Annotated in this window: 18 protein-coding genes; 13 read left to right on the top strand and 5 right to left on the bottom strand. The window is 70.1% G+C overall.

Annotated elements, in window-relative coordinates; all coding sequences use genetic code 11:
* Positions 1–105: 105 nt before the first annotated feature.
* The gene (locus EFL95_RS13645) at positions 106–1,470 is read right to left on the bottom strand and encodes an aspartate aminotransferase family protein (RefSeq protein WP_123234467.1); all 1,365 of its coding nucleotides are present in this window, start codon (positions 1,468–1,470) and stop codon (positions 106–108) included.
* 146 nt (positions 1,471–1,616) lie between these two features.
* Here EFL95_RS13645 and EFL95_RS13640 point away from each other — a divergent pair, with 146 nt between their 5' ends.
* From EFL95_RS13640 to gabT, 3 genes are read left to right on the top strand one after another with little or no spacing between them, the layout of a single operon-like run.
* Entirely contained in the window at positions 1,617–3,047 is a 1,431-nt protein-coding gene (locus EFL95_RS13640) for a gamma-aminobutyraldehyde dehydrogenase (RefSeq protein ID WP_123234466.1), read from the top strand.
* Positions 3,048–3,051: 4 nt separating this feature from the next.
* Positions 3,052–4,263 carry a saccharopine dehydrogenase family protein gene (locus EFL95_RS13635; protein WP_123234465.1) on the top strand — a complete coding sequence of 404 codons (1,212 nt, stop codon included), beginning with the start codon at positions 3,052–3,054 and terminating at the stop codon, positions 4,261–4,263.
* Positions 4,260–5,600 carry a 4-aminobutyrate--2-oxoglutarate transaminase gene (gabT, locus tag EFL95_RS13630; RefSeq protein ID WP_123234464.1) on the top strand — a complete coding sequence of 447 codons (1,341 nt, stop codon included), beginning with the start codon at positions 4,260–4,262 and terminating at the stop codon, positions 5,598–5,600. Before EFL95_RS13635 ends, gabT begins: the two co-directional genes overlap by 4 nt.
* Here the strand turns inward: gabT and EFL95_RS13625 are convergent.
* Genes EFL95_RS13625 through EFL95_RS13615 form a run of 3 tightly spaced genes read right to left on the bottom strand, consistent with a single transcriptional unit; the run spans position 5,597 to position 7,298 of the window.
* The gene (locus tag EFL95_RS13625) at positions 5,597–5,881 is read right to left on the bottom strand and encodes a PqqD family peptide modification chaperone (RefSeq protein ID WP_183407155.1); all 285 of its coding nucleotides are present in this window, start codon (positions 5,879–5,881) and stop codon (positions 5,597–5,599) included. The genes gabT and EFL95_RS13625 overlap by 4 nt on opposite strands.
* 19 nt (positions 5,882–5,900) lie before the next feature.
* Positions 5,901–6,812, bottom strand: coding sequence for a hypothetical protein (locus tag EFL95_RS13620; RefSeq protein ID WP_123234462.1), 912 nt, complete (start codon positions 6,810–6,812; stop codon positions 5,901–5,903).
* 18 nt (positions 6,813–6,830) lie between these two features.
* Complete coding sequence (locus EFL95_RS13615; protein WP_123234461.1) at positions 6,831–7,298, bottom strand: lasso peptide biosynthesis B2 protein; 468 nt, start codon at positions 7,296–7,298, stop codon at positions 6,831–6,833.
* 342 nt (positions 7,299–7,640) lie between these two features.
* On the opposite strand from EFL95_RS13615, the gene EFL95_RS13610 reads away from it, so the two are divergent.
* The 4 genes from EFL95_RS13610 (at position 7,641) to EFL95_RS13595 (ending at position 14,302) form a co-directional block, all read left to right on the top strand.
* On the top strand, positions 7,641–8,867 hold the full coding sequence (locus EFL95_RS13610; RefSeq protein WP_123234460.1) for a nucleotidyltransferase family protein: 1,227 nt from the start codon (positions 7,641–7,643) through the stop codon (positions 8,865–8,867).
* Complete coding sequence (locus EFL95_RS13605) at positions 8,864–10,540, top strand: ATP-binding cassette domain-containing protein (RefSeq protein WP_123234459.1); 1,677 nt, start codon at positions 8,864–8,866, stop codon at positions 10,538–10,540. The genes EFL95_RS13610 and EFL95_RS13605 overlap by 4 nt, the downstream gene beginning before the upstream one ends.
* 58 nt (positions 10,541–10,598) lie before the next feature.
* Positions 10,599–13,199: an alpha-glucan family phosphorylase gene (gene glgP / locus EFL95_RS13600; protein WP_123234980.1), complete on the top strand. Its 2,601-nt coding sequence runs from the start codon at positions 10,599–10,601 to the stop codon at positions 13,197–13,199.
* Positions 13,200–13,366: 167 nt separating this feature from the next.
* On the top strand, positions 13,367–14,302 hold the full coding sequence (locus EFL95_RS13595; RefSeq protein WP_123234458.1) for a type IV toxin-antitoxin system AbiEi family antitoxin domain-containing protein: 936 nt from the start codon (positions 13,367–13,369) through the stop codon (positions 14,300–14,302).
* Positions 14,303–14,372: 70 nt separating this feature from the next.
* On the opposite strand, the gene glgX is transcribed toward EFL95_RS13595, so the two are convergent.
* Positions 14,373–16,550, bottom strand: coding sequence for a glycogen debranching protein GlgX (gene glgX / locus EFL95_RS13590; RefSeq protein WP_123234457.1), 2,178 nt, complete (start codon positions 16,548–16,550; stop codon positions 14,373–14,375).
* 42 nt (positions 16,551–16,592) lie between these two features.
* Between glgX and EFL95_RS13585 the strand changes: the two genes are divergently transcribed.
* From EFL95_RS13585 to EFL95_RS13560, 6 genes are all read left to right on the top strand, one after another.
* Positions 16,593–17,651 (top strand): M36 family metallopeptidase, encoded by a 1,059-nt coding sequence (locus EFL95_RS13585; protein WP_123234456.1) that lies wholly within the window; start codon positions 16,593–16,595, stop codon positions 17,649–17,651.
* A 24-nt stretch (positions 17,652–17,675) separates the two neighbouring features.
* A complete protein-coding gene (locus tag EFL95_RS13580; RefSeq protein ID WP_123234455.1) occupies positions 17,676–18,455 on the top strand; it encodes an enoyl-CoA hydratase/isomerase family protein in 780 nt (259 codons plus the stop codon).
* Between the two features lie 39 nt (positions 18,456–18,494).
* Positions 18,495–18,860 carry a hypothetical protein gene (locus EFL95_RS13575; protein ID WP_246004946.1) on the top strand — a complete coding sequence of 122 codons (366 nt, stop codon included), beginning with the start codon at positions 18,495–18,497 and terminating at the stop codon, positions 18,858–18,860.
* A gap of 140 nt (positions 18,861–19,000) precedes the next feature.
* Complete coding sequence (locus EFL95_RS13570; RefSeq protein WP_246004945.1) at positions 19,001–19,777, top strand: electron transfer flavoprotein subunit beta/FixA family protein; 777 nt, start codon at positions 19,001–19,003, stop codon at positions 19,775–19,777.
* A 20-nt stretch (positions 19,778–19,797) separates the two neighbouring features.
* Positions 19,798–20,751 (top strand): electron transfer flavoprotein subunit alpha/FixB family protein, encoded by a 954-nt coding sequence (locus tag EFL95_RS13565; RefSeq protein WP_123234453.1) that lies wholly within the window; start codon positions 19,798–19,800, stop codon positions 20,749–20,751.
* Positions 20,752–20,873: 122 nt separating this feature from the next.
* On the top strand, positions 20,874–21,722 hold the full coding sequence (locus EFL95_RS13560) for an endonuclease/exonuclease/phosphatase family protein (protein ID WP_123234452.1): 849 nt from the start codon (positions 20,874–20,876) through the stop codon (positions 21,720–21,722).
* Positions 21,723–21,735 lie beyond the last annotated feature (13 nt).

Here is a 21,735-nt window from a genome sequence, read left to right as displayed (position 1 = left end):
CCACCGAAGGTGCCGATGCCTCCGTGTGAGCACGGAGTCCCCGAAAGACTTCGGCAGGCCCGACCACGAGGTCAGGCCTGCCGGAGCTTCACCCCCCAGGGCGTCTTAGAGGTGGTTCTCGGCCTCGGTGAGAACCGTGCGGAGCTTGGCCTCGATCTCGTCGAAGTGCTCCTGCTCGCAGATCAGCGGCGGCGCGAGCTGGACCACCGGGTCGCCGCGGTCGTCGGCGCGGCAGTACAGGCCGGCCTCGAACAGGGCCTTGGACAGGAACCCGCGCAGCAGCCGCTCGCACTCGGCGTCGTTGAAGGTCTCCTTGGTCGCCTTGTCCTTGACCATCTCGATCCCGTAGAAGTACCCGTCGCCGCGGACGTCACCGACCAGCGGCAGGTCGAGCAGCTTCTCCAGGGTGGCCCGGAAGGCGTCCTCGTTCTCGAGCACGTTCTGGTTGAGCTTCTCGCGCTCGAAGATGTCGAGGTTCGCCATCGCCACCGCGGTCGAGACCGGGTGGCCGCCGAAGGTGTAGCCGTGCAGGAACGACTCCCCGGTGTTCTTGAACGGTTCGAAGAGGCGGTCGGTCGCGATCATGCCGCCCAGCGGGGAGTAGCCGGAGGTGAGGCCCTTCGCGAAGGTGATCATGTCCGGCTGGTACTCGTAGCGGTCCGCGGCGAACATGTGGCCGAGCCGACCGAAGGCGCAGATCACCTCGTCGGAGACCAGCAGCACGTCGTACTCGTCGCAGATCTCGCGCACCCGCTGGAAGTAGCCCGGGGGAGGCGGGAAGCAGCCGCCGGCGTTCTGCACCGGCTCCAGGAACACCGCCGCGACGGTGTCCGGCCCCTCGAACTCGATCGCCTCGGCGATGCGGTCCGCGGCCCAGAGGCCGAAGGCCTCCTCGTCTGCGGGGGTGCCTCCCTGGAACTGGTCGGGAGCGCGGTAGAGGTTGGTGTTCGGCACCCGGAAGGTGCTCGGGACCAGCGGCTCGAACGGCGCCTTCATCCCGGGCAGGCCGGTGATCGAGAGGGCGCCCTGCGGAGTGCCGTGGTAGGCGATCGCCCGGCTGACCACCTTGTGCTTGCCGGGCTTGCCGACCAGCTTGAAGTAGTTCTTGGCCAGCTTCCACGCGGTCTCGACGGCCTCCCCGCCACCCGTGGTGAAGAAGACTCGGTTGAGGTCGCCAGGCGCGTACTCGGCGACCCGTCCGGCCAGGTCGATGGCGCCGGGGTGGGCGTAGGACCAGATCGGGAAGTAGGCCAGCTTCTCGGCCTGCTTGGCGGCGGCCTCGGCGAGCTCGGCGCGTCCGTGCCCCGCCTGGACGACGAACAGACCGGAGAGTCCGTCGAGGTACTGGCGGCCGGCGGTGTCGTAGATGTAGGCACCCTCGCCGCGCTCGATGGTCGGGATCTCGGCGTCGGTGTGCCGGGTGAAGTGCATCCAGAGGTGGTCGTGTGCGACCTGCTGGGGGTCGTTCATGGATATCGACTCTTTCGTTGGGTCCCTGCCAGTCTGCCAAGGAGGTACGGGGTCCGGCAAGCGAATCCGTACCTGAAACCGCGATTTCACAACGGATTTCGTTGTGAGTCCTTGACGGTCTTCGTGGGAGTCGTTTGACTTGGGCCATGCCTGAGGCCTTCAAGAACATCGTCAACGGACAGCTGGTGGACGCCGCGGACGGCGCCACCTACGACGTCATCGACCCGACCACGGGGGAGGTGTACGCCGCCGCGCCGATGTCGGGGGCCGAGGACGTCGACCGCGCGTACGGCGCTGCGGCGACCGCCTTCGAGTCGTGGCGCAACACCACGCCCCAGGACCGGGCCTCGGCCCTGCTGAAGATCGCCGATGCCATCGAGGCCCGTGCCGAGGAGCTCAACGCGGTCGAGTGCCGCGACACCGGCAAGCCGCTGCACCTGACGATGAGCGAGGAGATGCCGTACGCCTCCGACCACTTCCGGTTCTTCGCCGGCGCCGCCCGGATCCTTGAGGGCAAGTCGGCCGGCGAGTACATGGCCGACCACACCTCGTGGATCCGCCGCGAGCCCGTCGGTGTGGTCGGCCAGGTGACCCCCTGGAACTACCCGCTGCTGATGATGATCTGGAAGATCGCCCCGGCGCTGGCCGGCGGCAACACCGTCGTGCTCAAGCCGAGCGACACGACGCCCGCGAGCTCGACGTTGCTCGCCGAGCTGGCCCAGGAGTTCCTGCCGCCGGGCGTGCTGAACGTCGTCTGCGGCGACCGGGACACCGGCCGCGCCCTGGTCGAGCACAAGACCCCGGCGATGGTCGCGATCACCGGCTCGGTGCGCGCCGGCATGGAGGTGGCCGCGTCCGCCTCGACCGATCTCAAGCGGGTGCACCTCGAGCTCGGTGGCAAGGCGCCGGTGATCGTCTTCGACGACGCCGACATCGAGAAGGCGGCCGAGGGGATCGCCGGTGCCGGTCTGTTCAACGCCGGTCAGGACTGCACCGCGGCGACCCGGGTGCTCGCCGGGCCCGGCATCCACGACGAGTTCGTCGCAGCCCTCGCCGAGGCCGCCCAGGGCATGCCGACCGGGATGCCGGACTCCGAGGACACCTACTACGGCCCGCTGAACAACCAGAACCAGTTCGACCGGGTCTCCGGCATGGTCGACCGCCTGCCGGACCACGCGAACCTGGTCACCGGCGGCACCCGGAAGGGGTCGGCCGGCTACTTCTACGAGCCGACCGTCGTCTCCGGCCTGCAGCAGGACGACGAGCAGATCCAGTCCGAGATCTTCGGCCCGGTGATGACCGTGCAGCGCTTCTCCGACGAGGCCGAGGCGCTGCGCTGGGCCAACGGTGTCGAGTACGGGCTGTCCTCGAGCGTGTGGACCAAGGACCACGGGCGGGCCATGCGGATGTCGAAGGCGCTCGACTTCGGCGTGGTGTGGATCAACACCCACATCCCCTTCATCTCCGAGATGCCGCACGGCGGTTTCAAGCACTCCGGCTACGGCAAGGACCTCTCGCTCTACGGGCTCGAGGACTACACGCGTATCAAGCACGTGATGTCGTACATCGGCGAGTGACCCGATGAGGATCCTGCTGGTCGGCGCGGGCGGCGTCGGTGGCGCGTTCACCGCGATCGCCGCGCGCCGCGACTTCTACGAGGCCATCGTCATCGCCGACTACTCTGCCGAGCGCGCGGAGAAGGCGGCGGCTGCGGACGAGCGGTTCACCGCCGCCCAGATCGATGCCACCTCGAAGGACGCCGTCGCCGCGCTGTGCCGCGAGCACCGGATCACCCACGTGATGAACGCCGTCGACCCGGTCTTCAACATGTCGATCTTCGACGGCGCGTTCGAGGCCGGTGCCGACTACGTCGACATGGCGATGTCGCTCTCCAAGCCGCACCCGGAGGCGCCGTACGAGAAGACCGGGGTGAAGCTGGGCGACGAGCAGTTCGCCGTGGCGGACCGGTGGGAGGCTGCCGGTCGGCTGGCGCTCGTCGGCATGGGTGTGGAGCCCGGGCTTTCCGACGTGTTCGCCCGGTACGCCGCCGACCACCTGTTCTCCGAGATCGACGAGCTCGGCACCCGGGACGGCGCGAACCTGGTGGTCACCGACGACAACGGGAACGAGATCTTCGCGCCGAGCTTCTCGATGTGGACCACCATCGAGGAGTGCCTGAACCCGCCCGTGATCTGGGAGGACGGGGAGTGGTTCACCACTGCGCCGTTCAGCGAGCCGGAGGTGTTCGACTTCCCCGAGGGCATCGGCCCGGTGGAGTGCGTGAACGTCGAGCACGAAGAGGTTCTGCTGATGCCACGCTGGGTGGACTGCAGACGTGCCACCTTCAAGTACGGGCTCGGCGACGAGTTCATCAACATCCTCAAGGTGCTGCACACGCTGGGGCTGGACAGCACCGAGAAGGTCCGGGTCAAAGGAGTCGAGGTCAGCCCGCGCGACGTGGTCGCGGCAGTGCTGCCCGACCCCGCGACCGTCGGTCCGCGGATGAAGGGCAAGACCTGTGCCGGGCTGTTGGTGACAGGCAAAGGCAAGGATGGACTGCCCCGCAAATCCTATTTGTTCCACGTGGTCGACAACGAGACGGTGATGGCGGACTACGGCCACCAGTGCGTGGTCTGGCAGACCGCGATCAACCCGGTGGTCGCCCTGGAGCTGGTCGCGCGCGGGACCTGGTCGGGCGCAGGGGTCCTCGGGCCCGAGGCGTTCGACGCGGTGCCGTTCCTCGACCTGCTCACCGAGTACGGGTCCCCGTGGGGCCAGAAGGAGCTGTCATGAACGCCGTGAACGCCGGGGGGCCGTCCCTGCCGCAGGAGCGCAAGCTCGTCACCGAGATCCCCGGGCCGCGCTCGCGCGCGCTGCACGAGCGCAGGATCGCCGCAGTCGCCTCGGGCGTCGGCAGCACGCTGCCGATCTACGTGGCGGCCGCGGGTGGCGGTGTCCTGGTCGACGTCGACGGCAACTCGCTGATCGACCTCGCCTCGGGCATCGCGGTCACCAGCGTGGGCAACAGCGCGCCGCAGGTCGTCTCGCGGGTCACCCAGCAGGTCGCGGCGTTCACGCACACCTGCTTCATGGTGGCCCCGTACGACGGCTACGTGGAGGTCTGCGAGGAGCTCACCCGGCTCACCCCGGGTGACCACCCCAAGAAGGCGGCGCTGTTCAACTCGGGCGCCGAGGCGGTGGAGAACGCGGTCAAGATCGCCCGGGTCCGCACCGGGCGGGACGCGGTCGTCGTGGTCGACCACGCCTACCACGGACGCACCAACCTGACGATGGCGATGACCGCCAAGAACATGCCCTACAAGGAGGGCTTCGGCCCGTTCGCCGGCGAGGTCTACCGGGCGCCGATGTCCTACCCGTTCCGCGACGGCCTCTCGGGTACCGACGCTGCCGCTCGGACCATCGACGTCATCGACAAGCAGGTCGGCGCCGGGAACGTCGCCTGCATCGTGATCGAGCCGGTGCTGGGCGAGGGCGGCTTCATCGTGCCGGCGCCCGGTTACCTGGCCGAGCTCGCCGACTACGCCCGGGCCAACGGCATCGTCTTCGTCGCCGACGAGATCCAGTCCGGCATGTGCCGCACCGGTGCCTGGTTCGCCAGCGAGCACGAGGGCGTGGTCCCGGACCTGGTCACGGTCGCCAAGGGAGTCGCCGGCGGTCTGCCGCTGGCAGCGGTGGTCGGCAGCGCCGAGATCATGGACGCGGTGCACGTCGGCGGGCTGGGCGGCACCTACGGCGGCAACCCGGTCGCGTGCGCCGCGGCCCTGGGGGCGATCGCGACGATGCGGGAGCTCGACCTGAACAAGCGGGCGCGCGAGATCGAGGACCTGCTCACCGGTCGGCTGCGCGAGCTGGCTGCGGACCACCCGTGGATCGGTGACGTGCGCGGGCGCGGCGCGATGATCGCCCTCGAGGTCGTCGAGCCCGGTGGCACGGTCCCGGACGCCGCCCGGGCCGGTCGGCTCAGTGCCGGCTGCCACCAGGCCGGGGTGCTCACCCTGACGTGCGGCACCTACGGCAACGTGCTGCGCTTCCTGCCGCCGCTGGTCGCCTCCGACGAGCTGCTGCACGAGGCGATGGACGTCCTCGCCGAGGTCGCTGCGACGGTCTAGGAGACCTCTTCGGCCAGCTTGCGCAGCAGCAGGTCGTCGAGGAACTCGACGATGTCGGGGCGGCAGACCTCGGGGGTCACGTTCCACTCCTCGCAGACCAGCACGACCAGGTCCTCGACGGTGCGCGGCTCGGCCAGGTGGTTCCAGATCGAGGCGGCCACGTCACGCAGGCCGTAGTACTCGCCCTGCTCCTGACCCATCATCACCAGTTCGCCGTCCATCTCGACGGCGTGCAGCGTGGGGCGCCGGATGTAGCTGGCGTCGGGACGGCTGCTGGTCATGCAAACTCCTCGGGCTTCTTCACGGGGCCGGGACGGTGTTGATGTCGGCAAGGATGGCATCTGCGGTGGCTTCTGCGGTCATGGTTTCGACAGGTCGTCGTACCCGGCTCACCCGGGCCACCGACACCAGCCTGGCGCACTGCTGGAGGTGCTGGGCCATCGGACCCGGTCCGTGGACCAGCTCGTTGCGGTAGGTGTGCTCGTGCAGCAGGCTGAACGTGGTCGCCCCGTGGACCGGCTCGATGCTGAGCTCCGTGCCCGCGTGGCGCTCGAGGACGTAGACCCAGCGCAGCGGCAACGGCTCCACCTCGGTGCGACGCAGCGCCAGCTGGAACTTCTCGTGGTCGTCGTTGATCCGTTCCAGGCCCTCGGTGCCGACCCCGAGCCGCTCGAGCGCGTCGCCCCACAGCTTGATCCGGGGGTGGCCCGGGATCGCCATCCCGTCCGGATCCACCGGGACCACGTCGTCGGAGAGCACGTCGTACCCGCGCCGGTCGAGCTCGGCGGCGAGCGTGGACTTGCCGGCCCCGGAGTGCCCGACCACGACAGCGCACGCATCGCCGATCCGGAACGCGTTGCCGTGCAGCACCAGGTGGTCGCGCTGCATCATCACCGCCCCGAGCAGGCTCCCGAGCAGGAACAGCCGGATCGCCTTCGGGTCCGCACCGTCGACGGGGTCGATGACGACCTCGCGACCGTCACGCGCCTCGTAGCGGCCGACGTCCGGGATCTCGACGCCCGCTGAGGTGCCCTCGCGCCACAGCCCGTAGGGGAGCGGGTCGGCGCCGGCCGGGGGGCCGGCGAGGCGGTCGAAGCGGACGACGACGTCGGGATCAGGTTCTCCTGCCAGCGGCTCACCCAGGTCGGGGAGCTCGATCTCGCTGGCCAGGACCAGCCCGTAGCAGGTGTACCGGGTCAGAGCTGCGTTCACTCCGGGCTCACCCGGCGCTCAGGCTCCGTCCGGCGACCAGGAGAACCAGCCGACCTCCGTGTACTCACGACCACTGCCCCCGGTGACCTCGACGTCTCCTGCACGGACCCAAGCATGGGCGATCAGCGCGTCTCCGTCACGGCGAACCCCGAAGACGACCTCGTGCGGGATCCGTCGGAGTGCCAGGAACATGCGCGCGGTGAGCGCCTGCGGGTAGCAGTCCGAGCGCCAGGGGGCGTAGGCGGCGGCGAGCTCGACCACGCGGCCGATGTGCATCGCGCGGATCCGCTGGCCGGCGTCCAGCGCGGGCGGCGGGCGCTCCTGGTCGCTCGCGCGGTTCTCACCGAGGAGGCGGCGGATCACCGTGAACGGCAGCACGATGATCAAAAGCCTCGAGAAACCGAGCAAGGACCAGGCCGCCGTGAAGCGGACCTGGTCCTTGAGTCCTAAACGGACAAAACCCCGCACCGTGTGAACGAGTCGCATGGAACGTGGCCTCGTGACGTCCGGAGACGTCGGTTGAGTGGCGAGAGCCGTCAGCTACCGAGCGGCGGGAACGGGATGGTGATCGATCCGCCGATCGTGATGTCGCTGGTGGCCCGCAGGCTGAGCGACTCCAGCTTCGGAGCGCTGTACGCCTTGTCAGCACCGGTCATCGTTGGAGCTCCTGTCGGTTGTTGCCTTCTCAATCGTGCTGAACGATCGCGGCACACGAAAGGTACGGATCGGCTGCGTGAACTTCGAAAAGATAGTCCTTTTGGACTAGACAGGCCACAACTTGTCCGGTTACGCACCCCTTGGGACCCTTCCTGCTCCTAGGCTTGCCGGGTGCATCCCTCCCCGGCCGCAGTGCGGCGCGTCCGCTCGTGGGTGCGGGGTTCCCTGCGCCTGGAGGCGGGGCAGGAGTGGGCACCGGAACCGGCTCAGGTCCCGACTCCGGGAGCGCCCGGGGAACCGGCTGTCGAGCTGGTCGAGGCCGTACGCCGGCACCGGGTCGCGGAGCTCCTCGACGCCCACGTCGACGCCCTCGGCCTGGACCCGGACGTCGCGTCCGGGATCGCCGAGCTGCGGGCCGTCGGCCGTCGCGGGCTGATGGTGCAGCTGCTCGAGCTCGAGCGGCTGCACAGCGCGTTCGGGGCGGCAGGTCTGCGCAGCCTGGCGATCAAGGGCCCGGCGCTGGCCGCCCAGACGACCGGGGACCCGTCCTCCCGCGGCTCGGGCGACCTGGACCTGGTGATCAGCCCGGTCGACGTCGAGGCCGCCTGCCGGGTGCTGGAGGAGAACGGCTGGCGGATGCGTCTGGGCTCCGAGGTCAGTCCGGGCACCTGGGCCTGGGGCCACGTGATGCGGTCCTTCAACGCGTTCACCTTCGACGGGCCGGGAAGCACGGTCGACCTGCACTGGAGGCTGGACCCGACGCTGCATGCGCTGCCCGACTTCGAGGAGGTCTGGAACCGGCGCGAGGCCGTCGACCTCGGCGCAGTCCGGGTGGACACCCTCTGCCACGCCGATCTGCTCGGCAGCACCAGCCTGCATGCGGCCAAGGACTACTGGCGCTGGTTGCGCAGCCTGGTCGACGTGCACCGCATCGCCGCGGACGCGCGCACCTGGGAGCGAGCCTTCGACCAGGACCCGCTGCGCCGGCTCGAGGTCCAGACCCTGGCGGTGACCCGGTTCGTGGTCGGACTGCCGGCGAACGTCCCGGCCGAGGTGCTCGCCGAGCTCGACCGGGTCCCGGCCTCCGTGCTCACGCGCGCGCTGGCCGCGCAGGAGCGGCCGGTCTATGCGACGTACCCGTTCCCGGGCGTCGAGAGCATGCGTGCGCTGCGCTACATGCTGGCCGCGAGCTCGACCGGGCAAGACCGACGGCACGCGGTCGTCGCGACGGTCCTCCCCGTGAAGACCGTGGTCGGCATCGAGGCGCAGAGCGCGTGGACCGGCGTACCGCTGACCCTGTGGCACCGGGTCCGTCGGCTTCGCCGGCGGAGCGTGGCCTGGGCCCGTCGCGAGCCTGGTGCCCGGGTCGTCGAGCCCGTGATCAGGACGCACCGGTGATCGGACGCGCGCGCACCTGCTTCGGCCTGATGGCCAGCACGGTCGGTGCCGGGAGGGTCGCCGGTCTGATCGTGCTCCAGCTCCTCGTCGCCGTCCTCGAGGGCGCGGGCCTGGTGCTGCTGGTCCCGGTGATGCAGGCGCTCGACGGCGGCCACCGGTTCTCGGTCCCGGCGTTCGACTTCCACCTGAGTCTCGGCCAGGCCTTCGGCCTCGTGTTCGCCGTCTTCGTCCTGCGCGGCATCGCCCAGTGGTACGCCGCCGTCCTCGCTACCGAGATCCGGCTGCTCACGCTGGACCGCCTGCGCCTCGGGCTGATCGACGACCTCTACGGCGCTGACTGGTCCTTCCTCGCCGGGCTGCGGCGCAGCGAGCTGGTGCAGAGCCTGACCACGAACGTGGAGCGCGCCCAGGTCGCGATCGCGATGGTGATCCGTCTGTTCGTCGGGGTGGTGATGCTGCTGGCGACCGCCGCGGTCGGCGTCCTGATCGCCCCGCTGGTCGGCGGCATCGCCGCCGCGGTCGTGCTGGCGGTGCTGCTGGGCTCGGCCCGGTCGACGCGGGGCGCGACCTCGCTCGGGCAGGAGATGAGCGAGCGGCTGGCCGGTTTCGGAGCAGCGCTCTCGGACTCGCTCGCCTCGGTCCGGGTGATGCGCGCGCACGGCGCCGAGGCCGCCTGGCTCGACATCGTCGGGGGAGAGGCGGGCCGGGTCCGCGACGTCCGCCGCAGCTACGTGGCCCGCTCCTCGATGGTGAGCGCCGGCATGGGGGTGGTCGCCGTCGCCGCCGTGCTCGGGCTGATCCTGCTCGGCCGGCACATCGGGCTCTCGACCGCCGAGCTGGTCACCCTGATCGTGGTCGCGATGCGCCTGCTCACCAACGGGCAGGGCGTGCTCGTCTCGGCGCAGCAGTTCGCCAACGACGTACCGGCCGTCGAGGCCCTGGTCTCGCTGCGGTCCGAGGCTCGTGCCCACCCCGAGACCGTGACCGCTGTCGCCAACAGCGCGGCGCCGGTTCCAGGGGCGGCCCTGGTCGAGCTGCGCTCGGTCGGCTTCCGGTACGACGCGGAGGCGGCCCCGGCGCTCGACGGTGTCTCCCTGACGCTGCCCAGGAACGGGGTGCTGACCCTGGTCGGCGCGAGCGGCGCCGGCAAGAGCACGCTCCTCGACCTGATCCTCGGCCTGCTCCAGCCGCAGTCCGGCGCGATGCTCGTCGACGGGGTCCCGGTCGCGGACCTGGCCCACTGGCGCAGCCGGGTCGGGTACGTGCCGCAGGCGACCGTGCTCGTCCCCGGGACGGTCTGGCAGAACCTGGCGTGGTCGCTCCAGCCCGGCCGCTCCCTGACCGAGGAGGCCGCCTGGGCCGCGCTGACCGCGGCCTGCCTCGACGACGTCGTCCGGGCACTGCCCGGGGGACTGCAGGCGCCGTTGCACGAGGTCGCGGAGCTCTCCGGCGGCGAGCAGCAGCGTCTCGCCATCGCCCGGGCGCTCGCCCGTGAGCCGGAGCTGCTGATCCTGGACGAGGCCACCAGCGCGCTCGACGCCGACACCGAGTCGCGCCTGCTGGCCAGCCTGCTCGACGGCAGCCGGGCGGTGCTGATGGTCACCCACCGGGCGGTCGCCGACGGGGCCGGCGCAGTGGTGCGACTCGACGAGGGGCGCGTCGCGAACGCCTGAGGTCCCGTTGTGCTGCCGAAATTGGAACGATCAAGTGGTCGTCGGCTACGGTCGTCGGGTGCGAGCAATTCGACGATTCACGGTCCGCCCCGTCCTGCCGCCCGCGCTGGCGCCGCTCCTGGAGCTGGTGACCAACCTGCGCTGGTCCTGGCACCCGCAGACCCAGGACCTGTTCGCGGAGATGGACCCCGAGGCGTGGGCCGAGGCCGGCCACGACCCGGTCCGCCTCCTGGGCGCGTTGTCCCCGGCCCGGCTGGACGAGCTCGCCGCCGACCAGGTCTTCCTCGCCCGCCTGGCCCAGGCCACGGACGACCTCGACGGCTACCTGACCGGCGAGCGCTGGTTCCAGCGCCGCACGGCGCGCGGCGACCGGCCGATGCCGGCGGCGATCGCCTACTTCTCGCCCGAGTACGGCATCACCTCGGTGCTGCCGCAGTACTCCGGCGGCCTCGGCATCCTGGCCGGCGACCACCTCAAGACCGCCAGCGACCTCGGCATCCCGCTGGTCGGCGTCGGGCTTCTCTACCGGCACGGCTACTTCCGCCAGTCGCTCTCCCGCGAGGGTTGGCAGCAGGAGACCTACCCGGTGCTCGACCCGGACGGACTTCCGATCACACCGCTGCGCGAAGCCGACGGGAGCCACGCCCAGGTCTCCCTGGAGATCCCCGGTGACCACCCGCTGCTGGCCCGGATCTGGGTCGCCCAGGTCGGCCGGGTCCCGCTGCTGCTGCTCGACTCCGACGTCGAGGCCAACCCCGAGTCGCTGCGCGAGGTGACCGACCGGCTCTACGGCGGGACGGTCGAGCACCGGCTGCGCCAGGAGCTGCTGCTCGGCGTCGGAGGGGTCCGGGCGCTGCGGGCGTGGTCGCGGATCACCGGCGCGCCTGAGCCCGAGGTCTTCCACACCAACGAGGGCCACGCGGGCTTCCTCGGCCTGGAGCGCATCCGCGAGCTGTCGGTGGCCGACGGCGGCCCTCGGCTCGACTTCGCCTCGGCGCTCGAGGTCAGTCGAGCCGGCACCGTCTTCACCACCCACACCCCGGTCCCGGCCGGCATCGACCGCTTCCCGCGCGAGCTGATCGCCCAGTACTTCGGGCCGACCAGCCCGGTGGCCGGCATCGAGGTCGACGACGTGCTCGCCCTCGGCGCCGAGGACTACGACGGCGGCGACCCCGGTGTGTTCAACATGGCCGTGATGGGGTTCCGGCTCGCGCAGCGGGCCAACGGAGTCTCGCTGCTGCACGGGCACGTCAGCCGCGGCATGTTCAACGGCCTCTGGTCGGCCTTCGACGAGGCCGAGGTTCCGATCACCTCGATCACCAACGGCGTGCACGGGCCGACCTGGGTCGCCCGTGAGGTCTTCGAGCTCGCCACCAAGCTCGGCGCCGACGTGGAGGCGACGGGGTCTGACGAGGGGGGCGATGAGGTCTGGTCGGTGGTCGACAAGGTCCCGGCCGAGGAGCTCTGGGCGACCAAGCGCGTCCTGCGCGAGCGACTCGTCGCCGATGCGCGGGTGCGGTTGCGCAAGTCCTGGCAGCAGCGCGGCGCCGCGGCGGCCGAGCTCGGCTGGATCGACGACGTCCTGGACCCGGACGTGCTCACCATCGGCTTCGCCCGCCGGGTGCCGTCGTACAAGCGGCTCACCCTGATGCTGCACGACCGCGAGCGCCTAACGCGGCTGCTCCTCGACCCGGAGCGCCCGGTGCAGCTGGTCATCGCCGGCAAGGCGCACCCCGCCGACGAGGGCGGCAAGAAGATGATCCAGGAGATCGTCCGGTACGCCGACGAGGCCGGGGTGCGGCACCGGATCGTGTTCCTGCCGAACTACGACATCGCGATGGCGCAGCCGCTCTACCCGGGTTGCGACGTCTGGCTGAACAACCCGCTGCGCCCGTACGAGGCCTGCGGCACCTCCGGCATGAAGGCCGCGGTCAACGGCGCGCTGAACCTGTCCATCCTCGACGGCTGGTGGGACGAGTGGTACGACGGCGACAACGGCTGGGCGATCCCGTCCGCCGACGCGGTCGGGGACGAGTCCGAGCGCGACGCCATCGAGGCCGCGGCGCTCTACGACCTGATCGAGAACGAGGTCGCCCCGCGGTTCTACGACCACGACTCCGAGGGTCTGCCGATCCGCTGGATCGAGATGGTGCGGCACACCCTGAAGTCGCTGGGGCCGAAGGTGATCTCCACCCGGATGCTGCGCGACTACGTCGAGCGGCTGTACCTCCCGGCGACCGAGGCGGCGCACGCGATCAATTCGTCGTACGACGGTGCTCGTGACCTGGCCGCCTTCAAGGAGCGGGTGCGCACCGGCTGGGACGACGTGCGGATCGACCACGTGGAGTCCGGTGGTGTCTCGGAGTCGCCCGAGGTCGGCGGCGCGCTCGACCTGCAGGTCTACGTCTCGCTCGGGTCGCTGGCGCCCGAGGACGTCGTCGTCGAGGTCGTGCACGGGCGGGTCAAGGGCGAGGACGACATCCTCGACGCGATCGGCACGCCGCTCGCGCACGCTGAGTCCTACGAAGGCGGCCGCCACCGGTTCCACGGCACGCTCGTCCTCGAGCGGGCCGGTTCGTTCGGGTACACGGTGCGGGTGCTGCCGAACCACCCCGCGCTGGCATCGAACGCCGAGCTCGGGCTGGTGGCGCTGGCCTGACGGTTTCCCTAGGCAAGACGTGAAACCGGCGAGACGACCCGATGTTTCGGGTCGGAACTGGATCCTTCGGGTCGGCGAATCTCCACAACCCCATCATGGAGGGGATCGATCAACAGGCGTTGAGCTGGCGTGACTGAAGGCTCGGTGGGCAAGGCAGCCTCCGTTCCATGCTTGAACTGACAGGGCTACATGAGCACGGAGTGTTCCTGCGGCGCGACGCCGTCGGACTCGGGTACGACGATCGCGATCTAAGGCGCTCGATACGAGATGGCGAGATCGTTCGGATCCGGCACGGCGCTTATGCAGCGGCTCAAGTGTGGGCTGATCTCGACGAAGTGGGACGACACGTTCTCCGCGCACATGCGGTCATGCTGACCCATGAATCCGCCGTGGCCCTCAGCCATATCTCCGGTGCCGCCCTCCATGGGATGAAGCTCTGGGATGCCGATCTTCGACGTGTGCATGTGACCAGACTGGGGGCGATGGGATCGCGCAAGCACTCGGATGTCGCTTATCACGACGACCCACGTCTTCCCGGAGTCCTCGAGCTCGCGGGTGCGAAGACCCTGAGTGCCGCTCGGTGTGCCCTTGGTGCCGCGACGACCACCTCGGTCGAGGGTGGCATGGTCCTACTCGATTCGGCCTACCACTTGGGGCTGCTCAGCCAGGACGCGCTCCGCGCGGAGCTCGAGGGCATGAGGCGTTGGCCCGGCACGGCTCGGTTACAGATCACGCTGCGACTCGCATCTCCGGGCGCGGAGTCGGTGGGCGAGTCCCGTGCACGCTTCCTGTTCTTCTTCCACGGCCTTCCCCGTCCGGAACTCCAGTACCCCGTGTACGACGGCGACGTCTTGATTGCCACGACCGACTTCGCCTGGCCCGAGCTCGGAGTGGTCGGCGAGTTCGACGGCAAGATCAAGTACGGCCGCCTGCTCAAACCCGGGGAGACCCCGGGCGACGCCGTCTTTCGGGAGAAGCGACGCGAGGATCGAATTCGAGAGGTGACCGGGTGGCGGGTTGTTCGACTTGTCTGGGCAGACCTAGCCGACCCGCGTCGAACAGCCGCCCGACTCGTCAAAGTCCTCGGGCGCCGAACGACCTGAAGCCATCACTTCCGACCCAAAGCATCGGGTCGTTCTGCCGGTTTCACGTCTTGCCTAGGGAATCCGCCGCCTAGCCGTCCTGCTGGAGGACGACGACCGACTCGGCGGCGAGCGTGAAGGTCTGACCGGCGCGCAGCTCGGTCCCGACGGGCACGGCCGCCGCGGTCGAGAGCACGGCTGATCCCGACTGGACCCACGCGTTCTCGAGCAGGGTGACCTCGCGGTCCTCGGAGCCGCCGTTGAGCCAGATCAGGAACGAGGCGTCGCGCTGCTGCTCGCCCTGGGGCCCGGGGGAGCGCAGCGGGTCGCCGGAGACGAACATGCCGATCACCTTCAGGCCGTCGTCGTGCCAGTCGTCGCCGGCCATCTCGCGGCCGTCCGGGTGCAACCACGCCAGGTCCTTCGGGCCACCCTTGATGGCGGGCCGCCCTTCGAACCAGTGCCGCTGCCGCAGGGCCGGGTGCTCGCGTCGGATCTTCAGCGCCGTCTTGGTGATGTCCCAGAGCCCGAGCCAGGCGTCGTCGGGGCGCCAGTCGACCCAGGAGATCTCGTTGTCCTGGGAGTAGGCGTTGTTGTTGCCGCGCTGGGTGCGCCCGCGCTCGTCGCCTGCGGTGATCATCGGCACGCCGTTGGACATGCACAGGGTGATCATCAGGTTGGCGGCCAGACGCTGGCGCCGCTCGACGATCGCCGGGTCGTCGGTCTCACCCTCGACGCCACAGTTCTGCGACCGGTTGTTGTCGGTGCCATCGGCGTTGTCCTCGCCGTTCGCCTCGTTGTGCTTGGCCTCGTAGGAGACGAGGTCACGCAGCGTGAAGCCGTCGTGCGCGGTGATGAAGTTGACCGAGGCGTACGGCGACCGGCCGTCGTCGGCGTACAGGTCCGAGGACCCGGCCAACCGGGTCGCGACGGTGCGGATGCCGTCGCCGTGCCCGCGCCAGAAGTCGCGCAACGTGTCGCGGAACTGGTCGTTCCACTCCACCCACGGCGGCGGGTACTCGCCGACCTTGTAACCGTCGCCGGACGCGTCCCAGGGCTCGGCGATCAGCTTGGCGTGCCGCAGCGCCGGGTCCTGGCCGATCGTGGTGAGCAGGTGCCCGGACATGTCGACCTCGTAGCCGGACCGGGTCAGCGCCGAGAGCAGGTCGAAGCGGAAGCCGTCGACGTGCATCTCGTTCACCCAGTAGCGCAGCGAGTCGAGGATCAGCCGCAGCGCCTGCGGGTTGGCCGCGGCCACCGTGTTGCCGCACCCGGTGACGTCCCAGTAGGTGTCGTCGAACCGGGCGTGCGCGGGCAGCTCGTCCTCCTCCTCGGTCTGGCCGACCCGGTGGTAGAAGAGGTCGTCGAGGCCGCGGAAGCTCAGCGTCGGGCCGAGGGCACCGGCCTCGGCGGTGTGGTTGTAGACGACGTCGAGGATCACCTCGATGCCGGCCTCGTGGAAGTTCTTGACCATCTGCTTGAACTCGGTGACCTGCTGGCCGCGGTCGCCGGAGGACGAGTACGCGTTGTGCGGGGCGAAGAACCCGATGGAGTTGTAGCCCCAGTAGTTCGTCAGACCGAGGTCGGCCAGCCGCGGCTCGGGCACGTACTGGTGCATCGGCAGCAGCTCGACGGCGGTGACCCCGAGCTCGGTGAGGTAGCGGATCACCTCGGGGCTGCCGAGGCCGGCGTACGTGCCGCGCAGCTCCTCGGGGATCTCCTGGTGCAGCTGGGTGAAGCCCTTGACGTGGACCTCGTAGACGACGGTGTCGCGCCAGCGCCGCCGCTGCGGAGGATCGCCGTCCGGCCCCCAGTCGAAGGCGTTGTCGACGACCACCGAGCGCGGCATCGACGGGGCCGAGTCCTGCGTGCTCGGGCTCTCGGGGTGCTCCAGGTCGTAGCCGAAGATCTCCGGCCCCGGGACGACGGCACCGCTGACCGCGCGGCCGTAGGGGTCGAGCAGCAGCTTGTTCGCGTTGAACCGCAGTCCGCGCGAGGGCTGCCAGGGCCCGTCCGCGCGATAGCCGTACCGGGTGCCGCGGGCCACGCCGGGGATCGCGCCGTGCCAGATGCCGAGGGTGTGCTCGGTGAGCTGGTGCCGGGTCTCGGTCCCGTCGTCGTCGAAGAGGCAGACCCACAGCGCGGTGGCCTCGGGGGCGCTCACCGCGAAGTTGGTGGACTCCTCCGACCAGGTCGCGCCGAGCGGCCAGCCGCGGCCAGGCCACACCTCGGCGCGTTGATCACGTTCAGTCCACTGCCCGGGAGCCACGGGGCCATTGTGTCGGATGGTTGTTACGCGCAGGATGTGCGGATGAAGATCACCGGTCCCGTCACCGCCGTCGCCGCCTCCGCCGCCCTGCTCGCAGCCGTGCTGGTCTCACCACCGGCCGAGGCGACCAAGCCGCGCCCGGGAACCTCGACCGGGACCGCACGGATCTTCATGGTCAACCCGGTGCAGTCGACCGGTGACGAGACGCTCACCGACCAGAAGGACGCCGCCTCGGCGGTGCCGGCGAGCGCCTACACGATCGCCCAGCTGCGCAACCTGGACGGCTCGGGCTACCTGCGCGGGAAGTGGGCGACCGTCTCCTCGGCGACCGGCACCCCGGCGTTCAGCAGCACGAACACGTTCCGCTACTACCGAAACCAGGACCAGTTCGAGCAGGTGATGGCCTACTACTGGGTCAACCAGGCGCAGGAGTACCTGCAGTCGCTCGGCTTCGGCTCGCAGTTCCCCGGGATCGTGAAGCAGCAGTTCTCCGTGAAGGTCGACCAGTACGGCGGCGACAACTCGTACCAGACCGACAAGCCCTACCGGCTGCGCCTGGGCAAGGGTGGCGTGGACGACGGCGAGGACGCCGAGGTGATCGTGCACGAGTACGGCCACGCCGTGCACGCCTCGCAGGTGCCCGGCTTCGGCGCCAGCGAGGAGGCCGGTTCCATCGGCGAGGCCTGGGGTGACTACTTCGGCGTGACCGTGGGCCTGGACGCTGCGAAGACCTACGGCTGGCCGGTCAAGGCCGACCCGTCGTGCCCGATGGACTGGGACTCGACCTCCTACACCGACGCACCGCACTGCATCCGCAGCTTCCACACGGACAAGACCGTCGCCGACAAGACCGGCGAGGTGCACGCCGACGGCGAGATCTGGTCGCAGGCGCTCTGGGAGATCCGCCTGGGGTACGTCGCCCTGGGCAAGACGACCCGCGCCTGGGACACCACGTTGATCGACTCCCAGTTCGACTACGCGCCGGACACCAGCTTCTCCGCGGCGGCGAAGGCGACCTGGGCGAAGGCGAAGGCGCGCGACGGACAGGCCGCGGCGGACCTGGTCAGGGCGCGGTTCGCGGCCCGGGGGATCACCTTCTAGTGCTGCTGCACTAGGTTTCCCGGCATGGGTGAATTCGTACGTCTGGAGGTGGCCGACGGCGTCGGCACCATCCGGCTGGACCGGCCGAAGATGAACGCGATCAGCACCGGTGTGCAGCGCGACCTGCTCGAGGTGGCCGCCGAGGCGACCGAGCGCGACGACGTCCGGGCCCTGGTGCTCACCGGCGGCGAGCGCGTCTTCGCGGCGGGCAACGACGTCAAGGAGATGGCCGACTGGTCCTACACCGACATGGTCGACCACGTCGACCTGGTGCAGGGCTCGGTGACCGCGATCGCCCGCATCCCCAAGCCGGTGGTGGCCGCGGTGAACGGCTACGCCCTCGGTGGCGGCTGCGAGCTGGCGATGGCAGCCGACCTCCGGTTCGCCGCGGACAACGCGGTCTTCGGCCAGCCCGAGGTCCTGCTCGGGATCACCCCCGGCGCGGGCGGCACCCAGCGGCTCGCCCGCCTGGTCGGCCCGAGCCGGGCCAAGGAGCTGATGTTCACCGGCCGGATGGTCAAGGCCGAGGAGGCTCTCGCGATCGGCCTGGTCGACCGGATCTTCCCGGCCGCCGACGTCATCGCCGAGGCGACGGCGTGGGCCGCGCAGTTCGTGAACGCGGCGCCGTACGCGCTGCGGGCGATCAAGGACGCCGTGGACCGCGGCCTGGAGACGGACCTCGAGACCGGGCTGGGCATCGAGCGCCAGCACTTCGCCGGCGTCTTCGCCACCGAGGACCGCACCACCGGGATGAGCTCGTTCATCGAGAACGGGCCGGGGAAGGCTGTGTTCAACGGCCGTTGAGCCCCTCCGCGCAGGTACCGTTCTCCTGTGGCGAAAGTGGTGAAATCAGACGAGCCGATCTCGACCGGCGCGAAGGCCTCGCAGGTCCGCAACGACGAGATCCGCGAGACGATGTCGAAGATCCTGCGCGTGATCTTCCTGTTCTTCGCGGTCGTGCTCGCCCTCGGCGCGTTCCTGATCGCGGCCCGCGACAACGTCAGCCAGAGCAACGAGATCGTGAAGTTCGTCAAGCACTTCGCCGACGCCGTCGACGGCCCGTTCAGCCGGGACAACGGCATCTTCAAGTTCAGCGGCAAGAACGCCGAGACCAAGGACGCCGTGGTCAACTGGGGGATCGCCGCGATCGTCTACCTGGCGATCGGCCGCTACGTGCAGCACCTGCTGGCCCCGCGCAAGCGCCGCTAACTCCAGCAAGCGGTTGTGACTGACTCCATACGAGACGGTGTGGGTGGTTTCGTGACTCGCCGGTAGTCTCATCCGAGTTCACCCACCTGACCTAGGAGGGGCCCCGAGGGGCCGAAACCAGCATGAACATTGTCGTCTGTGTGAAATACGTACCCGACGCGACCGCCGACCAGGCCTTCGAGTCGGACAACACCGTGGACCGCGTCGGCGTCCCGGGTCTGCTCTCGGAGCTCGACGAGTACGCCGTCGAGCAGGCGCTGCAGCTCAAGGAGAAGAACGAGGCTCCTGACTCGGTGACCGTGACCGCGCTGAGCATCGGCCCGGAGGCTGCTGCGGACGCGATCCGCAAGGCTCTGCAGATGGGTGCCGACTCCGGCGTCCACGTCGTCGACGACGCCATCGCCGGCTCCGACGCGCTGGCCACCTCCAAGGTGCTCGCCGCCGCCATCAACAAGATCGGCTCCGTCGACGTGATCGTCTGCGGCATGGCCTCGACCGACGGCGGCATGTCCGTCGTCCCGGCGATGCTGGCCGAGCGCCTCGACCTGCCGCAGGTCACCTTCGCCTCCGTCGTGGAGTCGCAGGGCGACCAGTTCCGGATCAAGCGCGACGGCGACACCGCCACCGAGATCATCGGTGCGACCGCCCCGCTCGTGCTGTCGGTGACCGACCAGACCGGCGAGGCCCGCTACCCGTCCTTCAAGGGCATCATGGCCGCGAAGAAGAAGCCGCTGGAGTCGTACTCGCTGGGTGACCTCGGCGTCGACGCGGGTGAGGTCGGCCTGTCCGCCGCCTGGACCGCCGTGGACAACACCGAGGCCCGCCCGCCGCGGACCGCCGGCACCATCGTGACCGACGAGGACGGCTCGGGCGCCACCGCGCTGACCGAGTTCCTCGCGTCCAAGAAGTTCATCTGAGCCGGGAGAGGTAAGAAGACATGAGTGAGATCCTGGTTCTGGTCGACCACGTCGACGGTGCTGTGAAGAAGCCGACCCTGGAGCTGCTGGCCATCGCCAAGCGTCTGGGCACCCCGGCCGCCGTGTTCATCGGTGCCGGCGACAAGGCCGCCGCTGCTGCCGAGACCGTCGCCAAGTTCGGCGCCGAGAAGGTCTACGCCGTCGACGACGCCGAGATCAAGGGCTACCTGGTGGCCCCGAAGGCCGAGGCGCTGCAGCAGATCGCCGCGCAGGCCAACCCGGGCGCCATCCTGATCGTCTCCTCCGCGGAGGGCAAGGAGATCGCTGGTCGTCTGGCCGTCAAGCTGGACTCCGGCCTGATCACCGACGCCGTCGACGTGCAGGAGGGCCCGGTGACCACCCAGTCGGTGTTCGCCGGAAACTTCACCGTCACCGCGAAGGTCACCCAGGGCACGCCGATCATCACCGTCAAGCCGAACTCGGCTGCGCCCGAGGAGGGTGCCGGCGCCGGCACCGTCGAGAACGTGTCGGTGACCATCTCGGATGCCGCGAAGAAGGCGCAGATCGTGGCCTCGCAGCCGCGTGAGTCGACCGGTCGCCCCGAGCTCAACGAGGCCGCGATCATCGTCTCCGGCGGTCGTGGCACCGGCGGCAACTTCGACCCGATCGACGCCCTGGCCGACAGCCTCGGTGCCGCCGTGGGTGCCTCGCGCGCCGCGGTCGACTCGGGCTGGAAGCCGCACGCCTTCCAGATCGGTCAGACCGGCAAGGTCGTCTCGCCGCAGCTCTACATCGCGGCCGGCATCTCCGGTGCGATCCAGCACCGCGCGGGTATGCAGACCTCGAAGACGATCGTCGCCGTCAACAAGGACGAAGAGGCGCCGATCTTCGAGCTGGTCGACTTCGGCGTCGTCGGGGACCTGCACACGGTGCTCCCCGCCGCGACCGAGCAGATCACCGCTCGCAAGGGCTGAGTACGCAGCTGTTCACCACCGGGCCGGTCAGGGCCGCCACCGCGTGCATCGCGGGCGGCGCCCTGGCCGGTTCGGTCGTTCTCACCCTGCTGCGCCTGCTGACGCCGGACACGTTCTGGTTCGTGCTCGCGACCAGCTTCGCGCCGTACGCGCTGCCGGGTTTCCTGGTCGCCGCCCTCGGCTTCGGCCTGTTGCGACCCGGCACCGAGCCGGCGCTGCGCCGCTGGCTCGCGGTGGTGGTCGCCGGGTCCGTCCTCGGGGCCGGGTTCCACGCGGCTCTGCTGGTGCCGGCGTACGCCGGTGAGCACGCGACCGGGCGGCCGGACCTGGTCGTGATGAACCTGAACCTGCGGAAGGGCCACGCCGACGCCGAGAAGGCGGTGGCACTGGCCCGGCGCGAGCACGCGCAGCTGGTGGTCCTCGAGGAGGTCACCCCGGGCGAGCTCAGCCGGCTGCACGCCGCGGGCATCACCACGACGCTGCCGTACGAGGCGGGCAGCGCCGGGTCCGGGGGATCGGGCACGGTGGTGTTCTCGGTCTACCCGCTCGGCCAGGTCGCCCGGGTGCCGCTGCAGCACGACGGCTACCGGATCGCGGTGGCGGCCCCGGAGCCGTTCTGGCTGGTCGCGGTGCACGTCGCCCAACCGCTGGTCGGCCCGGGCAACTGGCGGGCGGACTGGAGCGTGCTCAACCAGGTGGTGCCGGCCCTCACCGGACGGCCGGTGATGCTGGTCGGGGACTTCAACAGCACCTTGGACCACCGCCCCGTGCGGAACCTCCTCGCCGACGGCTTCGCCGACGCGGCGCGGGCTGCGAACTCCGGCTGGCAGCCCACCTGGCCGAGCACCGGGCTGGGCCTGATCGCGATCGACCACGTGCTCACCCGAGGCGGCTACCGGTCGATCAGCACCAGCACGTTCCACGTTCCCGGGAGTGACCACCGGGCCCTGGTGGCCCGGCTCGCCCGCTGAGCGCCCAGGGCGC

The organism is Nocardioides marmorisolisilvae, from assembly GCF_003725775.1.
GTDB classification, from domain to species: Bacteria; Actinomycetota; Actinomycetes; order Propionibacteriales; family Nocardioidaceae; genus Marmoricola; species Marmoricola marmorisolisilvae.
This window is presented reverse-complemented; position numbering and strand designations above follow the sequence as displayed.

Coding starts and splice junctions, on each gene's coding strand:
- EFL95_RS13645 (WP_123234467.1), bottom strand. CDS start 1,470: ATGAACGACCCCCAGCAGGTCGCACACGACCACCTCTGGATGCACTTC.
- EFL95_RS13625 (WP_183407155.1), bottom strand. CDS start 5,881: ATGACCAGCAGCCGTCCCGACGCCAGCTACATCCGGCGCCCCACGCTG.
- EFL95_RS13615 (WP_123234461.1), bottom strand. CDS start 7,298: ATGCGACTCGTTCACACGGTGCGGGGTTTTGTCCGTTTAGGACTCAAG.
- EFL95_RS13595 (WP_123234458.1), top strand. CDS start 13,367: ATGCTTGAACTGACAGGGCTACATGAGCACGGAGTGTTCCTGCGGCGC.
- EFL95_RS13580 (WP_123234455.1), top strand. CDS start 17,676: ATGGGTGAATTCGTACGTCTGGAGGTGGCCGACGGCGTCGGCACCATC.
- gabT (WP_123234464.1), top strand. CDS start 4,260: ATGAACGCCGTGAACGCCGGGGGGCCGTCCCTGCCGCAGGAGCGCAAG.
- EFL95_RS13565 (WP_123234453.1), top strand. CDS start 19,798: ATGAGTGAGATCCTGGTTCTGGTCGACCACGTCGACGGTGCTGTGAAG.
- EFL95_RS13585 (WP_123234456.1), top strand. CDS start 16,593: ATGAAGATCACCGGTCCCGTCACCGCCGTCGCCGCCTCCGCCGCCCTG.
- EFL95_RS13640 (WP_123234466.1), top strand. CDS start 1,617: ATGCCTGAGGCCTTCAAGAACATCGTCAACGGACAGCTGGTGGACGCC.
- EFL95_RS13635 (WP_123234465.1), top strand. CDS start 3,052: ATGAGGATCCTGCTGGTCGGCGCGGGCGGCGTCGGTGGCGCGTTCACC.